The sequence below is a fragment of the Alteromonas sp. MB-3u-76 genome (assembly GCF_002831605.1).
In the GTDB taxonomy this organism is placed as follows: Bacteria; Pseudomonadota; Gammaproteobacteria; order Enterobacterales; family Alteromonadaceae; genus Alteromonas; species Alteromonas hispanica.
The window spans coordinates 2,847,050-2,865,305 of record NZ_CP025115.1 but is presented as its reverse complement, the minus strand read 5'-3'; the positions used below and the strand labels follow the sequence as shown (position 1 = coordinate 2,865,305).

Here is an 18,256-nt window from a genome sequence, read left to right as displayed (position 1 = left end):
CAATGAAACAAATTAAAAAGTCATCAGTAGCAACAGCCTTAGGAGCGGTAGTTATCGGCTCTTTAACATCAAGTGTAGCTATGGCGGAGTCTAATCCTTTCGCAATTCAGTCTTTAGAGTCTGGATACAGCCAATTTGCCGCCGAAGGTAAGTGTGGTGAAGGCAAGTGCGGCGGTGATAAGGCTGCAAAGGAAGGTAAATGCGGCGGCGATAAAGCAGCCAAAGAAGGCAAATGTGGCGGCGATAAAGCAGCCAAAGAAGGCAAATGCGGCGGCGATAAAGCAGCCAAAGAAGGCAAATGCGGCGGCGATAAAGCAGCCAAAGAAGGAAAATGCGGCGGCGATAAAGCAGCCAAAGAAGGCAAGTGCGGCGGCCATAAGGCTGCAAAAGAAGGCAAATGCGGCGGTAATAAAGCTGCTAAAGAAGGTAAATGTGGCGGCGATAAGGCTGCCAAAGAAGGTAAGTGTGGTGAGGGTAAGTGCGGAAGCATGTAACTAACTTAATAACTATTTGTCTACGCAAGATGGCCGTCTATTGATGGCCATTTTTGTCTTAACCCCCGGAGATAATAGTGAATAAAATTACAGGTGCTGGACTAGGTTTCAGGCGAGAAATGCTAAGTGAAATATTACCAGAAATGCCCAGTGAGGTGGATTTTTGGGAAGTGGCCCCTGAAAATTGGATACCGCTTGGTGGCCTTTATCAAGAACAGTTCAAGCAAGCTTCAACACAGGCTGCATTTAGTAGCCATGGTCTTTCGCTCTCCATTGGAAGTAGTGACAAACTCGACGTTGAGTTCATTAAAACGATCAGACAGTTTTTAGATTCACATAATATTGCCCTTTATAGCGAACATTTGAGTTACTGTTCAGGTCAAGGTCATATGTACGATCTTATGCCTATTCCTTTTACTGAAGAAGCAGTTTGCCATGTAGTCTCACGTATCAAACAAGTGCAGGATATTCTTGAAAGGCCTCTGGTGTTAGAGAATGTTTCTTATTACATAGCGCCTGGGCAAGAAATGTCAGAGCTTGAATTCACCAATGCCATACTTTTAGAATCTGGCTGCTCAATGCTTCTCGATGTGAATAATGTGTATGTTAATAGTATTAATCACGGCTATTGCGCTAGAGAGTTTATTGCAGGTCTTCCATCTCACAAAATTGTTTATGGCCACATTGCTGGGCACTTTGATGAAGCAGTTGATTTAAAAGTTGATACACACGGTGCTGATGTAATAGAACCAGTCTGGGATCTACTGCGCTTTGCCTATAGTACACATGGCGTTTATCCTACTTTACTGGAACGAGACTTTAATATTCCAGCAATGGCGACACTGTTAAATGAAGTTCGCAAGATAAAAGATATTCAGGCGCAAAGCATCTCTGTGAGAGATGCTACAACTTCTGGTATTGCTTTGTGAAAAAATCTTTTGAGCAAACTCAGTACGAGTTCGTGCACGCTATCAAAAATCCGAAAACCTTCACGCCAAAAAATGATGAAGAGGCGAGAAGAGTGGGGGTTTATCAAGCCCTATTTTTCAGTAACATTGATAGTTTTGTTAGCAGTGCGTTTCCAGTTCTTAAATCAATAATTGTCGACCTTCATGGAATAGAAGGATGGCAGCTCGTCGTTAGGCAGTTTTTTAGTGAGCATGAATGTCGTTCTCCTTATTTCAATGAAATCAGTAAAGAGTTCGTCGAGTATTTGTCCATTAATCCAGCCCTGGCCTTAGACTTGCCCGAATTTTCGGCAGAGTTAGCGCATTATGAATGGCTGGAACTAGATGTACAAACGCGAAAAAATAGCGAAGAGGTGCACTTTTATAAACAGGACGATAGCGTAGAAAAGGTAAGAGTATCTCCACTTGCAACGCTAGTCTCTTATTCGTTTCCAGTTCACTTAATTGGCACTGACTTTTTGCCAACGGCTCCCTCACCAGAGCCAGAATATTATGTTGTCTATAGAGATGCTCAACACCATGTTCACTTCGCCCATCTCAATGCAGTAACTGCGTTGTTAGTCCACACACTAGAATTTGAAGAGCAAGGGCTTAGGCTTGACTCATTAGCTCAAAAAGTAAGTGAGAACGTGCCTCACATACCACAACATGCTCTAATTCAGGGAGCGCAGCAAACTGTTATCGATATGCTTAAAAAAGGAATACTAATAGCTGTATAAGTATTTACAGATACGTTTGTTAAACGCCCCTCCATAAACCCCGTGAGGGTAATTGAATGTCAAAATTTTATATTATTTAAAACTTTACTATTCAACTGTTGTTAAAGTGACCGTTTAACCACATTAGCGCTGTCAATCATGCGAGCTTTCGATTAACATTTACCACCATTTTTTTGTTCACAAATATTGTTTAGGTAGTGCAATGGCTAACAATGAAGATTTCAAAGAAGTCTACAACAAGTGGTATTTTTTAGGTTCTTTAGTAACTTTACTCGCTTTACCGTTGATGCATATCATCGCCGGTTGGTTCACGTTCTGGTTATAAAGCAGACATACAAGGCATAATCGTGACTGCAGAATATATAAAATCAGTAGTGAAAACCGTTCCTGACTATCCAAAGCCAGGTATTTTATTTAGAGATGTAACTAGCGTTTTGGAAGATCACAAAGCGTTCAGCAATTGCATTTCGTTGCTAGTTGAGAAATATCAGGGCATGGGGTTTACTAAAATCGCCGGCACTGAAGCACGGGGCTTTTTGTTCGGTGCGCCATTGGCAATTGAGATGGGAATTGGTTTTATACCTGTTCGAAAACCCAACAAGTTACCTCGAGAAGTGGTGAGTGAAAGCTACGAGCTTGAGTACGGCACAGACACTCTTGAGATCCACCGAGATGCGATTGTCCCTGGTGATAAAGTGCTTCTTGTTGACGATCTCTTAGCCACTGGCGGCACAATTGCTGCGTCTGCAAAACTTATTCGCTCTCTGGGCGGAGAAATAAATCACGCAGGGTTTGTTATCAATCTGCCAGATTTAGGTGGTTGCGAGAAACTGGCTGACTTAAACATTGAAAGTTATTCAATTTGCGAATTTGAAGGCGAGTAACAGTCATTCAGAAGAGCACAATGAGGCGTGATGAGGCGTGATGAGGCAAAGAGTACAGCGATGAGTTATCAGGTATTAGCAAGAAAATGGCGTCCCGGTAAGTTCGGTGAACTTGTGGGTCAGGAACATGTTGTTTCAGCCATTTCAAATGCCCTAGATAATGACCGTTTGCATCACGCTTACCTCTTTACGGGCACTCGAGGTGTGGGTAAAACTACCATAGCGCGTATTTTCTCTAAAAGCCTGAATTGCGAGGAAGGACAGGGGGCTAACCCATGTGGTCAATGTGATACTTGCAAAGAGATAGAACACGGTAACTATGTTGACTTACTCGAGATTGATGCGGCATCAAGAACCAAAGTAGAAGACACCCGTGAGCTTTTAGACAACGTTCAGTACAAGCCCACGCGCGGCAGATACAAAGTGTACCTCATAGATGAAGTACACATGCTTTCTAAGCACAGTTTTAATGCGCTTTTGAAAACGCTCGAAGAGCCTCCGCCACATGTGAAATTCTTGCTGGCAACTACTGATCCGCAAAAATTACCCATTACTATTTTGTCCCGTTGTCTTCAATTTAATCTTAAGGCAATGTCTAGAGAGCAAATTGTCGGTCAGCTTTCCCATATTCTGGAACAAGAGAGTTTAAGCTTTGAACCTCAAGCTTTATCGCTTCTGGCGCGCGCGGCACAGGGCAGTATGCGAGATGCATTAAGCTTAACCGACCAAGCAATTGCGCAAGGTGGTAATCAGGTTATTGCCTCGGTGGTAACAGACATGCTTGGGCTGATGGATAAAAATCAGCTGTTAAAGGTTGTTCATGCAGTAGTGAATAAGTCACCCAGTGACGTCATGAACCTGGTTAACGACATTGCAGAGCAAGCGCCAGACTATGACAATGTACATAGTGAACTTGCCAGCATATTGCACCAGGTAGCTCTTACTCAGTGGGTTCCAGAGGCGTGTAAGCTAGAAACTACCTCGGCAAAAGCAATTTTCCAATTAGCGAAAACGATTCCTGCAGAGCAAGTGCAGTTGCTCTATCAAATTGCACTTCAGGGACGAAAGGATTTACCTTTCGCAGCCGACGGTAGAAGCGCATTTGAAATGACATTAATGAGAATGATGTCATTTGCTCCCGCTCCTCCTCCTACTGGTGGTGAAGAGTTAATAGAAAGCGGCGCTAGTGAAAATGAATTACCTGTAAGTTCTCACCGAGAGGTTGAGGGACACCATCAAAGAGAGACTGGTGATCCGGGAAACGTAGGTAAGCAAGAGCAAGCGCCAGAAAGCGACGCTCTTGCAACTTCAACAAATATTCATCAGTCTGAAACCGTCAATACTTCAGAGCGTGAGCTTGAGCAATCAACTAACACCCATTTACACGCTAATGCTCGGGAAGAACAAACGTCACAAATACAACAAAATGTTGATGATGACGCGTCTTCGTTAGAAGAAGGCCATGCAGAAGATCACGCAGAAGGCCATGCACAAGGTCATGCAGAAGATCACGCAGAAGGTCATGCCGAAAGTCATACAGAAGGCCAAGCCGAAAATCATGCTGAAGTATATTCAGAGCAACTGCCAGAAGCACTGCCCGAGGCTAAGCAACAGCTTCACGAAACGTCAGAACCTGCTTCACCTACCCAGCCTTTGCAACAGTACTCAACCACGCAAGAGTCTGAATTACAAAATGCACAGGAGACGAACGATACAAGCACGCCAGATTCTTCATTGCCTTTAGCATCTTATAGCAATGATGAACCGCCTCTTGATGCTTACATGGATGACGTTCCGCCCTCAGAAAGCGACGATTTTTATCCAGTTTCAGATAATGACTTTCAGAATGGAAGCGAACACTATCCTGGAGCTGTAGAAGGTGAGTTTGCACCTCAGAGCGAGAACAAGGCTCCATCCCCTGAAGAACAGTTAAGTGCAACAGCAGATATGCTTGCGCTTAGGCAGAAACTTAAACAGCGAAAAGCCCAAGATAAAGAGAACGAAAAAGCGCAATCTGCAGCAGGCAGTGAGGCCACAATGGCCGAGCAGCGTATGTCAAATACACTGCGCTCGAGGTTTGAAAAGAGCGACTCTGTTGCAGCAAGTTCCGCAAAGCCTATCTCAGAGCCAATCTCAGCGCTGTCCAATTCTGCCCAAGCCTTGCAAGAGCAGCCTATTTCAGAACATTTCACCCAAAAGCGGTCAAATCTTGAGCAGGGGCTAACACAGGAAGCTGGGCTTCCAAATAGTCATGTCGTAGCTGCTCCTCAGCAGCAAGATGACGACTTCCTTGACGCTGAATTTGACAACGATATGCCATTTGCTAATGAAGAGCCTGCTTCAACTTCTCGCGCACAGAAGCAAATCGCATCGCAAGATTTGCCTCCTTGGGAAACATTAGAGCCGGACAGCGGGGCTTTTCAAGAGCCAAGCAGCGAAGTTGGAGGCTTTGCCGAGCCAGAGCAGAGCGAACGTAACAAAGCACAGCAGAGCGAGATTAACCAGGTACAGCAGAGCGAGATCAATGGCGCACAGCAAAATGAGCCTAATGAAGCACAGGAAGTTACAAAGAATAGCAGTAGGCCAGTACTGACTGCTTCTGAATATAACGGTTTAAGTGCGTATTTGGAGGATGGAAGTAAACTTGTCCATGCTAGCCAGATTGATCAATGGAGCAACTTAGTAGAGCAAATGCCTATTGCGGGGCTATTGAAGCAGTTATTTCTTCACGCCTCTTTTTCTCGAAACGGGAGCCAGGTATCACTTGAAATTGACAACAGTCAGTCGCATTTACTTAATGACAGCGCAAAACAGCAGTTACTGGATGCCTTGCACCATGGATTAGGCGAAAACGTAACAATTGATATTTCGCTAGGCGAGCCAGAAATTACGCCATTTTCATTGCAGCAAAATATTCAGGCCATGCGTCAAGCGCATGCACATTCGGTTGTACAAACCGACGAAAAAATTCAAGCGCTGCTGTCGACGTTCGACGCCTCAGTAGTAACCGATTCGGTTAAAGCTCGATAGCAGATAAACTTAATACCAAGATAAAGTGAGAAAACGATATGTTTAAAGGTGGTATGGGCAACATGATGAAACAGGCGCAGCAAATGCAAGATCGCATGCAAAAAGTGCAAGATGATCTGGCTAAGCTGGAAGTTACCGGTGAAGCCGGTGCCGGTATGGTGAAAGTTACTATGACATGTAACCATAACGTTCGTCGTGTGGATATTGATGAGTCGCTAATGGACGACGACAAAGACATGATTGAAGATCTTGTTGCTGCTGCATTCAACGATGCCGTGCGCAGAGTACAAGAAACAAGCAAGGAAAAAATGGCAGAAGTTACGGGTGGCATGTCACTTCCACCAGGTATGAAGTTACCATTTTAAATTGTAGACACTCCGTTTCTATAATTCGATAGTTCATTCAAAAGCCTTGGAACACTCCGAGGCTTTTGTGTTTATAGCATGTCTCGGATACTCGCTAATATGTATTAATGAGTTGTTTAGTGGGGAACTCATTCATAGATATTGAAAAAGATAAAACGTTGGGAATTATCGAACTAATGACGCCCACACTTTACATGAATGACGATGGCAGCTATTGGCTTCACAGAACGCTTATTGACGTGGTGAATTAAACCTGCAAGTTTATTATTGCCAATTTTGCATTCTCCCTTTAAAAGCCGTTATAAATATGACTTCCTCAGCTTTTACGCTGTCTCTAGATAAAAAGGAACCCGTCTTGATCAGAAAAGGTTTGGTCACCTCCACTCTCATTCTTATTGCTATTGCTTTCGTATTAACGGTTTTTAGTATCTATTCCTTATTCAGCATAAAAACAGTGACTGTAGACCCGAAGTTGAGGGAGATATCGGGTATCGAATTTGATAAAAGGAAACGTCTTTGGGCTATTAACGACAGCGGCGATGGGCCTATTCTTTATATGTTGAATAAAGATGGTTCAATTGCCCGTGAAGTTACGGTATCCAATGCGAAAAATGTCGACTGGGAAGACATGACGCAAAATCAGTTTGGCCATTTTTTCCTTGGGGATTTTGGGAACAACAATAATGACAGACGCTGGTTAACAATTTACAAGATTGAAAATCCCATTGATATAAAAACAGACACCACAGAAGCTGAAATTATCAAGTTTACTTACCCTCAAATGGGGGATGGGGAAATAAAGCCTGAAGATAAAAATTACGATTTAGAAGCATTCGTAGAATATAAACGTAATCTTTATCTTTTCACCAAGAACAGAACGAAGCCATTTGATGGGATCACCAAACTTTATAAAGTGGGTGACCATGCCGCTAATTTTAACGCCGAATTCATTGGTGAGTTTAAAACATGTACAACGCTAGAAAAACTGTGTTGGATAACCTCAGCCGCCATTAGTCCCAATAGGAAAAAATTGGTGTTACTAGACTCTACAAGTCTGTGGCTGTTTGAAAATTTTGAGGGCGATAAGTTTTTTAGCGGTGATGTGTCTCGTATTGACCTAGGTATCGTTACGCAAAAAGAAGCCGTAACATTTTACGACGACAATACCTTGGTATTCACCGACGAGGAATTTAAAGGGCTGGTAGGTGGAAACGTTTACGAAGTTAAACTCGACCAAGTGAAGCGTAACGTGATTAAATACGCTCAACAAAAAGATAGAAAAACAACAGCGAAGTAGTCTCATTATGAAGTTTAGTCCGTTACTTGCAGAGTTAATTCAGGCCCTAACGTGCTTACCTGGCGTTGGTAATAAAAGCGCGCAGCGAATGGCATTTCATTTGTTGGAGCGAAATCGCAAAGGCGCAGTAGAGTTAAGTGATGTTTTGCATAACGCTATGGAGCACATTCATCATTGTAAGCGCTGTAGAACGTTCACAGAAGACGAACTATGTGACATATGCCGTCATCCTGAGCGTGAAGCGAGTGGCCTGCTATGCGTGGTAGAGAGCCCCCAAGATGTGTTAGCTATCGAGCAGACACTGAGCTTCAAAGGCCAGTACTTCGTTTTAATGGGGCATCTCTCACCCATTGACGGCGTAGGTCCGGAAGAAATTGGTCTCAACGAGTTAGAAGAGCGCTTTTCCAAGGGCGGAATTTCGGAAGTGATTTTAGCTACCAACCCTACCGTAGAAGGGGAGGCCACGGCACATTATATTGCCCAACTTTGCAGCGCTAATGATATAGAAGCGTCTCGTATCGCTCATGGAGTACCTGTTGGCGGCGAGCTGGAATATATCGATAATAATACGCTTACCCATGCTTTTTCCGGGCGCCGTAAACTTTAGTGAGATAAATTCACAATAAATTTTTGCTCTTGTAGTTGAAAAACACGCCCCGCGTCCTTACCTGTCTATCAGTAACGTGATCCATTCAACGAGGAGATACTGGATTATGGCTGAAGCAGCCCATAAAGAAACCCACGGTTTTCAGACGGAAGTAAAACAGCTTCTACATCTGATGATTCATTCTTTGTATTCAAACAAAGAGATCTTCTTACGCGAGCTAGTGTCGAATGCCGCTGACGCCGCTGATAAGCTGCGTTTTCGCGCATTGGAAAATGATAGTCTCTATGAAAACGATGGCGACTTAAACGTAAAGCTTAGCGTAGACAGCGAAGCAAATACGATAACCATTACCGATAACGGTATTGGTATGACCCGAGATGAAGTGATTGCTAATCTAGGTACAATCGCTAAGTCGGGCACAAAAGACTTCTTTAGCAAGCTGTCTGGTGATAACGCGAAAGATTCTCAATTAATCGGCCAGTTCGGTGTTGGTTTTTACTCTGCGTTCATCGTAGCTGATAAAGTAACCGTACGCTCGCGTGCTGCTGGTGCAGATGCCTCAACAGGTGTTGAGTGGATTTCTGATGGTGAAGGTGAATTCACTATTGCAGAAATTAATAAGCCATCTCGCGGTACAGAAATTACTCTGCATTTACGTGAAGATGAGAAAGAGTTCGCGGATACTTGGCGTTTGCGTTCAATTGTTAGTAAGTACTCTGACCATATCAGCATTCCTGTTCAAATGTGGAAAGACGAAGTACCTGAAAGCGAAGGTCCTGACGGCGAAAAAATTGAAGCTCAGCCAGGTGAGTGGGAAGTTGTCAACAAGGCGACAGCCCTATGGACTCGCGAAAAGTCAGAGATTACTGAAGACGAATATAAAGAGTTTTATAAGCACATTTCACACGACTTTGCCGACCCACTATCTTGGGTACACAACAAAGTTGAAGGTAAAACTGAGTACACCAGTTTGCTATATATACCTTCAAAAGCACCGTTTGATATGTGGAATCGCGAGCAGAATCACGGCTTGAAGCTTTATGTGCAGCGCGTATTCATTATGGATGACGCCGAGCAGTTCATGCCAACCTATCTTCGCTTCGTAAAAGGTCTGTTAGATAGTAATGACCTACCGCTTAACGTTTCTCGTGAGATCCTGCAAGACAACAAAGTCACTCAGGCGTTGCGTCAGGGTTGTACTAAGCGCGTACTTCAGATGCTTGAAAAGATGGCGAAGAACGATGCTGAGAAATACCAAGCATTCTGGAATGAATTTGGTAACGCACTTAAAGAGGGGCCTGCGGAAGATTTCAGTAATCGCGAGAAAATTGCCGGTTTACTTCGCTTCTCATCGACTCATGGCGACTCAGACGCGCAAACAGTATCGCTTGCCGATTACATTGAGCGTATGAAAGAAGGTCAAGACAAGATTTACTACGTGACTGCAGACAGCCTTCAGGCAGCAAAAACTAGCCCGCATCTTGAGATATTCCGCAAGAAAGGCATTGAGGTATTGCTAATGGGCGAGCGCATTGACGAGTGGTTAATGTCTCACCTAACTGAGTTCAACGAAAAGCAGTTTGTTTCAATTGCGAAAGGCGACCTTGACTTAGGCGACTTGGAAGATGAAGAGTCTAAGAAAGCGCAAGAAGAAGCAGAGAACGAAATTAAAGACGTGTTAGAACGTGCAAAAGCGGCATTAGGTGACAAAGTTGTCGATGTTAAGTTTACACATCGTTTAACTGACTCTCCGGCGTGTATTGTTGCCGACGATAACGGCATGACAACGCAGATGATGAAGCTAATGCAAGCTGCTGGTCAAAATGTTCCAGACGTTAAGTATCACTTTGAGCTTAACCCAGAGCATAGCTTAGTGAAGAAGTTAGCAGATACGCAAGACGAAGAACTGTTCAATGAGTGGGTAGGCGTGTTGTTCGACCAAGCCGCGCTATCTGAACAAGGTAGTCTAAAAGACCCGTCTACGTTTGTTCAGAACTTGAACGCGCTGCTGATGAAGCTGGCGAAATAAGTCGATATAAACTTAGGTTTACAGTTAAAAACGGGCTTTACGCCCGTTTTTTTGTGTTTGTCACTACCTCGGTAAAGCTCGTGCAAAATAATGTGCTATATTTCTCAGCCTTTGTGGCTGCGCACGGCTTATGTTCTGGTCATTAATTGACTATAAGCTGAGCGTATATTCGCCATTAGTCGTAAGATTAGCCTCAGGGTACTGCTTATACTTGTCACTATTGTGCTGAATGTGTAAAGTGCCCGAAGTAAAAATTTTAAAAATCATAAGCGGAGAACGCACTCATGCGAATCATTCTTCTCGGCGCTCCTGGCGCGGGTAAGGGCACACAAGCTCAGTTCCTAATGGGCAAATACGGTATTCCACAAATCTCTACAGGCGATATGCTTCGCGCAGCGATAAAAGCTGGTACCGAACTTGGTTTGAAAGCTAAGCAGGTGATGGATGAAGGTAAGCTGGTTTCTGACGATATTATTATCGGCTTGGTGAAAGAGCGCATTGCAATGGACGATTGCAAAGACGGCTTTCTACTAGATGGCTTTCCTCGCACAATTCCGCAAGCAGATGCAATGAAAGAAGCAGGTGTAAAGGTTGACCACTGCATCGAGTTTGACGTTGCTGACGATGTTATTGTTGAGCGAATGGGTGGACGCAGAGTGCATCCAGCATCGGGTAGGGTTTACCACGTTGTATACAATCCACCTAAAGTGGAAGGTAAAGATGACGCAACTGGCGAAGATTTAATTGTTCGTGAAGACGACAAAGAAGAAACAGTTCGTAAGCGTCTTGCTATTTACCACGAACAAACAAAACCGTTGGTTAACTATTACTCAGCAGAGGCGAAAGCAGGTAATTGTGAGTACCACAAGCTAGACGGCAACCGTCCGGTAGATGTGGTAAGTGCAGAACTTGAAGAGCGCTTAAGCTAGTTAGTGATTAAAAATTGAGGAAGGCCGCACAACGCGGCCTTTTTCATACGCGTCTTTTAACAGCCTGCGTATTCAGAGTACGTGCTTGATAGCATTTCGAGTTGAGTAGGGTTTCTCACCCCTAAGAAATGCTTAATAAACAGCTATACGTTGCTAAAATTCCTATGCTACCTTAGCGTCAGTATTCGTAAAAATAATTATAAAGAGTGGAGTTGAGATGGTTTTACCAATCACAGCCTTTTACGCCAGTTTACTCGGTATATGTTATCTGTATTTATCGTTTCTTGTTATCGGAGCTAGACGTCGACACAACGTAAGTTTAGGCGACGGTGGCCATGAAGATTTAGGGCGTTTATCCCGAGCTCATGGTAACTTTAGCGAATATGTTCCTATTACCCTCATCATGATCGCTTGTTTTGAAGCGAATACCGGTCAAGGGTGGGCTGTACATGCATTAGGAAGCGCTATTTTGTTTGGTAGGGTATTGCATGCTTACGGACTGGGAAGACACTCAGGCGTTAGCTGGCAGCGTTTTACAGGTATGATCCTTACCTTCCTAGCAATGCTGGTGACCGCCGTTGGTAATTTAGCGCTCATCCATTTCGGAATGTAGCGTTTAAAAGCCCCAGAAAAGCCTTAGAAAAGCGCTAAAAAAAGCCCGCAAGCGGGCTTTTTTACGTTATTCATTTGACGTTGCATGCCTTAAAAGCTATTTATGACGCTCTTGTAATACGCTAAGCGCATCGTTAAGCGACATATCGCTCGCTTGTAACAGCACAGTTAGGTGGTATAACAAGTCAGCGGCTTCGTTTTTAAGCTCTTCTTTGTCGTGCACTGTTGCGGCTAACGCGGTCTCAACGCCTTCTTCACCCACTTTTTGCGCAATGCGCTTAATGCCTTTGTTATAAAGGCTGGCAGTGTAGCTGCTTTTAGGGTCAGCAGATTTACGAGATGCTAATACTCGCTCTAGGTCGGCTAAAAACGTAAACGCTGGGGTATTGCCTTCAAACCAGCAACTTTCCTTCCCTGTGTGGCAGGTAGGGCCGTTAGGATTTGCGAGAACCAGCAGCGAATCGCTATCGCAATCACAGGCTACACTCACTAAGTCGAGCGTATTACCCGATGTTTCACCTTTCATCCACAAACGCTTTTTGGAGCGGCTGAAGAAGGTTACTTTGCCGCTTTCGAGGGTTTTGGTTAAGGCGTCTTGGTCCATATAGCCTTGCATTAACACCTTGCCAGATAATGCATCTTGCACGATAGCTGGCAAAAGATTATCCATCTTCTCCCATGCCAAGGTATTGGTATTTTCACTTGTAATGATCATGGATTAATTCCTTCTGCCTGCGCTGTTAAGCCATGACGCTTGCGCATAGGGACGCCGTTGGCAGTTAGCTCTGCTTTCAACTCGTCTATATTGATAATGTTCTTGTGAAAGACCGAAGCCGCGAGCGCACCGTCAACGTCAGCTTGTTGGAATACATCAGTAAAATGTGAAATTTCACCGGCTCCGCCTGACGCTATTAAAGGCACATTGCAGGCTTCTCTTACGGCTTTTAACTGCTTAACATCGTAACCGTTGCGCACACCATCTTGGTTCATGCAGTTAAGCACTATTTCACCGGCACCGCGAGATTGCACTTCCTTTATCCAGTCAATCGTCTGCCACTGACTTTTTTGAGTACGACTTTCATCGCCGGTAAACTTATACACTTCGTATTGATTGGTATCTTGGTTGTAAAAGCTATCAATGCCAATTACCACGCATTGTTGACCGTATACGTCGTGCAGTGCATTAATTAGCTCAGGGTTGTTTAAAGCGGGGGAGTTGATAGATATTTTGTCTGCGCCCATTTCAAGAATGCGGCCTGCATCTTCAATACTTTTAATACCACCAGCCACACAAAATGGGATATCAATTACTTGCGCAATACGGCTTACCCAGCTTTTATCAACAACGCGAGCATCAGAACTTGCTGTAATATCGTAAAAAACGAGTTCGTCGGCACCGGCTTTAGCGTATTGCTCTGCAAGTGGAACGATATCACCAATAATTTCGTGGTTTCTAAACTGAACGCCTTTAACAACTTTGCCGTCGCGAACGTCTAAGCAGGGGATTATGCGTTTTGCCAGCATGCAATTGCCTCCTTCACGGTAAATTTACCTTCAAGTAGAGCGCGCCCTAAAATAACGCCATCTACCTTGGTAGGCTTCAGCACTTCAATGTCATTTAGACTGCCGATACCGCCAGATGCCTGCCATTTAACATTTGGAAACTGCGCTGCCATTTCTTCATACAACTCTCTGTTTGCGCCTTGTAAGGTGCCGTCACGGCTTATGTCTGTGCATAAAACATGTTTAGCGCCAACAGTAGCGAAGTCGTTTAGCAAGCCCTCTAAGGCGACGCCCGAGTTTTCTTGCCAGCCATGAGTGGCAATAAGTTTTTCACCACTTTCGCTGATATTAATATCTAGTGCTAGCACGATATGTTCAGGGCCATATTTTTCTACCCAAGACTTTACTAGTTCTGGCTGTTTTACCGCAAGCGAGCCTATCACCACTCGACTCACACCAGCTTCAAGAAGTTGTGCTACCTCGTCTTCAGAACGAATGCCGCCACCTGCTTGAAAGTTCATGCGCTTTGTATCAACCATGGCTTTAATAAGTGCCAACTGTCGCTTGCTAGTATCTTTGGCACCCGTTAAATCCACAATATGAAGCCAGGTAGCGCCTTGGTCAGCGTAGTCATGTACCACGTCGATGGGGTCTAATTCATATTGGGTTTTTTGCTCGTAATCGCCTTGGTACAAACGAACTACGTGTCCGTCGATGAGATCAATTGCTGGAATTATCATTATAAGTTCACAAAGTTGGTAAGAAGTTGTGCGCCAGCCTCGCCGGAGCGCTCTGGGTGAAACTGCACGCCATAAAAATTGTTTTTATTGATGGCAGCAGAAAAAGCGTTGCCATACGTACAACTCGCCAGCGTATGCTCATACTCAGGTACAGCAAAACTGTGCACGAAATAGAAATAGGTATCTTGCGGAATGCCTTTGAATAAGCTCTCGTTGCTATGCGTTACCGTATTCCACCCCATGTGAGGAAGGCGCAAACCATTGGCCTCCATTCTAGCAACATGTCCAGGCATCAAGGATAAACAGCCGATGTCTTCTGTGCCTTGGAAACCACCTTCAGCACTGGTTTCAACCATAAGCTGCATGCCCAAGCAAACGCCTAATACGGGTTGAGTTAGCGATTGAAGAGTGCTCACCAAGCCTTTCTGTTTTATGCTTGCCATCGCTGCGCTGGCAGTTCCTACACCGGGCAGAAATACTTTATCTGCGGCGTTAATCACATTGATATCGTCAGATACATCTACTTCGACACCAAGACGTTCAAGGGCAAATCGCACAGACGAAATATTAGCGCAGCCCGTGTTTACAATAACAATTTTTTGCCGCTGGTTTGTGTTTACCACTGACATTAAAGCGCTCCCTTGCTACTTGGCAACGCATCGCCTTTAAGCGCAATAGCTTGTCTAAGGGCGCGACCAAATACTTTAAATAAGCTTTCTACCTGGTGGTGCGCATTGCCTTCTGTGGTAGACAAGTGTAGCGATAATCCCATGCTTTGTGCTAAAGAGTAAAAGAAATGCGGCACCATCTCTGTAGCCATTTCACCTACCTGATCTCGGCTAAACTCTGCTTCAAACTTGAGGTGAGGGCGGTTAGAAATATCCATAATGCATTCGGCGCGACACTCATCCATAGGTAATGCAAACCCAAAGCGACCAATACCACGTTTATCACCCAGTGCTTTTTTAAGCGCTTCACCAATAGCTAGCGCGGTATCTTCAACGCTGTGGTGATCGTCAATATGAAGGTCGCCATCAACAGACACGTTTAACTCAAACCCGCCGTGAACAGCGATTTGGTCAAGCATATGGTCAAAAAAACCAAGGCCTGTGTGAATAGCAGACTTTTCCTGAGAATCTAAATCTACTCGCACTCTGATGTCGGTTTCAGACGTAGTACGTACCACTTCCGCAATACGCGATGAAGCTAAAATTGACTTTTGAACGTCATTCCAGTTAAGCGTTTCGCGATTGTACTGTAAGCTTTTGATGCCCATGTTTTCACCAAGCTGTACGTCGGTAATTCTATCGCCAATGACATACGAGCGAGTGAAGTCAACACGGCCTTGCTGCAGGTAGTCTTTCACCAAGCCAAGCTTTGGCTTACGGCAGGTGCAGTTATCTTCCTCAAAGTGGGGGCAAATAAGCACATCATCGAAAGTCACACCTTGGCTTTCGAATATCCCCATCATGGCGTTGTGGGCAATCTCAAAATCTTGTTGAGGGAAGCTCTCTGTGCCTAATCCATCTTGGTTTGACACCATAACGAGCTTAAAACCAGCTGCTTTAAGCTTTAACAACACAGGGATAACGTTGGGCTCGAAAACGAGTTTCTCTAAACTGTCTAACTGCTTATCTACGGGCGGCTCTTCAACTAGCGTACCGTCGCGGTCTATAAATAGTATGGCTTGCTGACTCATGCCGCGTCCTCATTATTTTTAAAGTCGTTAATTAACTGCATTAAGCGCTGGTTTTGTTCTTCCGTTCCTATGCTAACGCGTAAGCAATTTTGTAAATTTAGCTGTTTAGATTGGTCGCGAATAAGCATACCTTGGCTAACTAAGTACTGCATTAAAGCGGGCGCTTTCTCATCGCGAAACAGAATAAAATTAGCGCGTCTGTCGCCCAGTAGTTCAATGCCATCAACGGCTTGAAGGGCCTCTGCTAACGCTTCTTTTTCTCTATTAATGGTAGCCACTTGCAGTTCTAGTAACGTAAGCGACTCAGGAGACAGCGCTTTTGCTGCAATCTGTGCTACCGGTTCAGGAATTGGATAGGGCGCAATCACCTTTAATAGCGCCTGAATAACAGGTGCCTGAGCAAGGGTGAAACCACAGCGAAGCCCCGCCAACGCAAATGCCTTAGATAAGGTTCGTAGTACTACCAAGTTAGGATAATTGTTTATCTCGTTTGCCCAAGTGCTATCCGCATCAAATTCAATATACGCTTCATCAACAACCACTAACGCTTTGTCGGCAAAGTGATTGAGCACGGCTTTTATATCCTTGCGGGCTACTGACGTGCCCGTTGGGTTATTGGGTGCGCAAATGAAAATAACGTTCACGTCGTCTTCAGCACATACCGCGTCGACATTTAGACTGAAGTCGTCGTTAAGCGGTACTTTTTTAATGCCTACATCACAGGTTTCTGCGCTTATAGCATACATGCCGTAGGTTGGCGGACAGATAAGAACGTTGTCTTTACCTGGAGTACAAAAGGTACGAATAAGCAACTCAATACCTTCATCGGCACCGCGAGTCACAATAAGTTGCGACTTATCGATACTAGCGTAGCTCGCATAGCCGTTGACAACTGCGTCAGGCTGGCACGACGGATATCGGTTAAAGTTGCTGCTGTCTACGTTGTATTCATTGGCATAAGGCGACTCATTAGCATTGAGCCAGTCTTGACCACCGGAAAATAAACGACGTGCCGATTCGTAAGGCTTCAGCGGCACCAAGTTTTCATTTATCAAATTATCAATGAGCGCAGACATTAGGCGTCTCCTTGCTTAAGTGCTTGCATACGTAAGGCAACAGCCTGTTCATGGGCGTCTAAACCCTCCGCGGCAGCTAATGCCATAATAGCTGGACCCAAATTACGCATGCCATCAGCACTGAGCTCTTGAATAGTAAAACGACGCATAAAATCTAATAGGCCAAGGCTTGAGTAATTTTTTGCATATCCATAGGTTGGCAATACATGGTTGGTACCCGATGCGTAGTCACCGGCAGACTCAGGAGACCATGGGCCTAAAAAGATTGACCCAGCGTGTTTGATCTTCGGCAAATAATCTCGTGCATTCTCAATTTGAACAATGAGGTGCTCAGCCGCATAAGCATTGCTCGCCTCAATGGCTTGCTCAATGGTATCTGCTAAAATATAGCGCGCGTTTTCCATTGCAGGTCGAGCAATATCTGCACGAGATAGCGTGGCTAACTGACGTTCAACTGCCGCTTTCGCTTCCTCAATGAGGGTTTCGCTGTTTGATACCAAAATTGCCTGTGAGTCTGGGCCGTGCTCAGCTTGCGATAATAAGTCTGAAGCCACAAATTCAGGGTTGGCAAACTCATCGGCAAGCACTAGCACTTCAGAAGGACCTGCTGGCATATCAATAGCCGCGCCGTCTGCACGTTGACTAACCTGTTGCTTGGCTTCAGTAACAAAACTATTACCGGGACCAAATATCTTATCAACCTGAGGAATAGACTCAGTTCCCAGTGCCATTGCTGCAACCGCTTGTGCTCCGCCACACAAAAATACGTTGTCGATGCCACATTTTCTGGCTGCATACGCAATCTCAGGGGCTATTAACTGCTGCTTGTTTGGTGGTGTACACAGCAGTTTGTTTTTACAGCCCGCCACTAACGCTGGCACTCCTAGCATGAGTACCGTTGAGGGTAGCGGAGCACTGCCACCTGGAATATACAGTCCAACCGCGTCTAAAGCGGTAAAGCGCAATTCACAATGCACCCCTGGAGTCGTAGTTAGTGAGATATCACTGGGTTTTTGAGCTTCGTGAAACGTTTTGATGTTATTAAACGCTGTGTCGATAGCGTTTGCGACCTCAGGTGTTACCTGAGCCGCCAAAGCATCAATGTTTTCTTGAGAAAGCACAACTTCCGTTAAGTCTGGGCAATCAAACTTGCGAGTGTAATCAAGAACAGCCTTATCGCCCTCTGCTTCAACTCGGGCAATAATTTCGGCCACGGTTTGTTTCAACTGCTGGCTATTGGCCATAGCCGGGCGCGCTAGCGCCTGTTTTTTCTCATTATTAGAAAGAGATGACCAAGTAATCAT

The 18,256-nt window shown here is 44.7% G+C and carries 19 protein-coding genes; 12 read left to right on the top strand and 7 right to left on the bottom strand.

Features of this window, described 5'->3' with window-relative positions; translation table 11 throughout:
- Positions 1-2: 2 nt before the first annotated feature.
- The 12 genes from CW735_RS12800 (at position 3) to CW735_RS12750 (ending at position 11,935) form a co-directional block, all read left to right on the top strand.
- Positions 3-494 carry an HvfA family oxazolone/thioamide-modified RiPP metallophore gene (locus tag CW735_RS12800; RefSeq protein ID WP_100972498.1) on the top strand — a complete coding sequence of 164 codons (492 nt, stop codon included), beginning with the start codon at positions 3-5 and terminating at the stop codon, positions 492-494.
- Between the two features lie 77 nt (positions 495-571).
- Positions 572-1,423: an HvfB family MNIO-type RiPP peptide maturase gene (locus CW735_RS12795; RefSeq protein WP_100972495.1), complete on the top strand. Its 852-nt coding sequence runs from the start codon at positions 572-574 to the stop codon at positions 1,421-1,423.
- Positions 1,420-2,181 (top strand): HvfC family RiPP maturation protein, encoded by a 762-nt coding sequence (locus CW735_RS12790; RefSeq protein ID WP_071979331.1) that lies wholly within the window; start codon positions 1,420-1,422, stop codon positions 2,179-2,181. Before CW735_RS12795 ends, CW735_RS12790 begins: the two co-directional genes overlap by 4 nt.
- Positions 2,182-2,528: 347 nt before the next feature.
- Positions 2,529-3,065, top strand: coding sequence for an adenine phosphoribosyltransferase (apt, locus tag CW735_RS12785; RefSeq protein WP_071979330.1), 537 nt, complete (start codon positions 2,529-2,531; stop codon positions 3,063-3,065).
- A gap of 60 nt (positions 3,066-3,125) precedes the next feature.
- On the top strand, positions 3,126-6,095 hold the full coding sequence (gene dnaX / locus CW735_RS12780; protein WP_100972493.1) for a DNA polymerase III subunit gamma/tau: 2,970 nt from the start codon (positions 3,126-3,128) through the stop codon (positions 6,093-6,095).
- Between the two features lie 38 nt (positions 6,096-6,133).
- Complete coding sequence (locus CW735_RS12775) at positions 6,134-6,460, top strand: YbaB/EbfC family nucleoid-associated protein (RefSeq protein ID WP_071979328.1); 327 nt, start codon at positions 6,134-6,136, stop codon at positions 6,458-6,460.
- A 119-nt stretch (positions 6,461-6,579) separates the two neighbouring features.
- Entirely contained in the window at positions 6,580-6,711 is a 132-nt protein-coding gene (locus CW735_RS20025) for a hypothetical protein (protein WP_269748015.1), read from the top strand.
- A gap of 104 nt (positions 6,712-6,815) precedes the next feature.
- Positions 6,816-7,757, top strand: a complete 942-nt coding sequence (locus tag CW735_RS12770; RefSeq protein ID WP_100972491.1) for a hypothetical protein — start codon at positions 6,816-6,818, stop codon at positions 7,755-7,757.
- A 7-nt stretch (positions 7,758-7,764) separates the two neighbouring features.
- Positions 7,765-8,364 carry a recombination mediator RecR gene (recR, locus tag CW735_RS12765; RefSeq protein ID WP_071979327.1) on the top strand — a complete coding sequence of 200 codons (600 nt, stop codon included), beginning with the start codon at positions 7,765-7,767 and terminating at the stop codon, positions 8,362-8,364.
- 106 nt (positions 8,365-8,470) lie between these two features.
- Positions 8,471-10,393: a molecular chaperone HtpG gene (gene htpG, locus CW735_RS12760; RefSeq protein WP_071979326.1), complete on the top strand. Its 1,923-nt coding sequence runs from the start codon at positions 8,471-8,473 to the stop codon at positions 10,391-10,393.
- 284 nt (positions 10,394-10,677) lie between these two features.
- Entirely contained in the window at positions 10,678-11,322 is a 645-nt protein-coding gene (adk, locus tag CW735_RS12755; protein WP_071979325.1) for an adenylate kinase, read from the top strand.
- Between the two features lie 217 nt (positions 11,323-11,539).
- Entirely contained in the window at positions 11,540-11,935 is a 396-nt protein-coding gene (locus CW735_RS12750) for an MAPEG family protein (RefSeq protein ID WP_071979324.1), read from the top strand.
- A gap of 96 nt (positions 11,936-12,031) precedes the next feature.
- Here CW735_RS12750 and hisIE read toward each other — a convergent pair whose 3' ends face one another.
- From hisIE to hisD, 7 genes are read right to left on the bottom strand one after another with little or no spacing between them, the layout of a single operon-like run.
- Positions 12,032-12,649 (bottom strand): bifunctional phosphoribosyl-AMP cyclohydrolase/phosphoribosyl-ATP diphosphatase HisIE, encoded by a 618-nt coding sequence (gene hisIE, locus CW735_RS12745; protein ID WP_100972489.1) that lies wholly within the window; start codon positions 12,647-12,649, stop codon positions 12,032-12,034.
- Positions 12,646-13,458: an imidazole glycerol phosphate synthase subunit HisF gene (hisF, locus tag CW735_RS12740; RefSeq protein ID WP_100972487.1), complete on the bottom strand. Its 813-nt coding sequence runs from the start codon at positions 13,456-13,458 to the stop codon at positions 12,646-12,648. The genes hisIE and hisF overlap by 4 nt, the downstream gene beginning before the upstream one ends.
- Positions 13,440-14,177, bottom strand: a complete 738-nt coding sequence (hisA, locus tag CW735_RS12735; RefSeq protein WP_071979321.1) for a 1-(5-phosphoribosyl)-5-[(5-phosphoribosylamino)methylideneamino]imidazole-4-carboxamide isomerase — start codon at positions 14,175-14,177, stop codon at positions 13,440-13,442. The genes hisF and hisA overlap by 19 nt, the downstream gene beginning before the upstream one ends.
- On the bottom strand, positions 14,177-14,806 hold the full coding sequence (gene hisH, locus CW735_RS12730) for an imidazole glycerol phosphate synthase subunit HisH (protein WP_071979320.1): 630 nt from the start codon (positions 14,804-14,806) through the stop codon (positions 14,177-14,179). Before hisH ends, hisA begins: the two co-directional genes overlap by 1 nt.
- Complete coding sequence (gene hisB / locus CW735_RS12725; protein ID WP_071979319.1) at positions 14,806-15,876, bottom strand: bifunctional histidinol-phosphatase/imidazoleglycerol-phosphate dehydratase HisB; 1,071 nt, start codon at positions 15,874-15,876, stop codon at positions 14,806-14,808. The genes hisH and hisB overlap by 1 nt, the downstream gene beginning before the upstream one ends.
- Positions 15,873-16,952, bottom strand: coding sequence for a histidinol-phosphate transaminase (hisC, locus tag CW735_RS12720; RefSeq protein ID WP_100972485.1), 1,080 nt, complete (start codon positions 16,950-16,952; stop codon positions 15,873-15,875). The genes hisB and hisC overlap by 4 nt, the downstream gene beginning before the upstream one ends.
- Positions 16,952-18,256: a histidinol dehydrogenase gene (gene hisD, locus CW735_RS12715; protein WP_100972483.1), complete on the bottom strand. Its 1,305-nt coding sequence runs from the start codon at positions 18,254-18,256 to the stop codon at positions 16,952-16,954. Before hisD ends, hisC begins: the two co-directional genes overlap by 1 nt.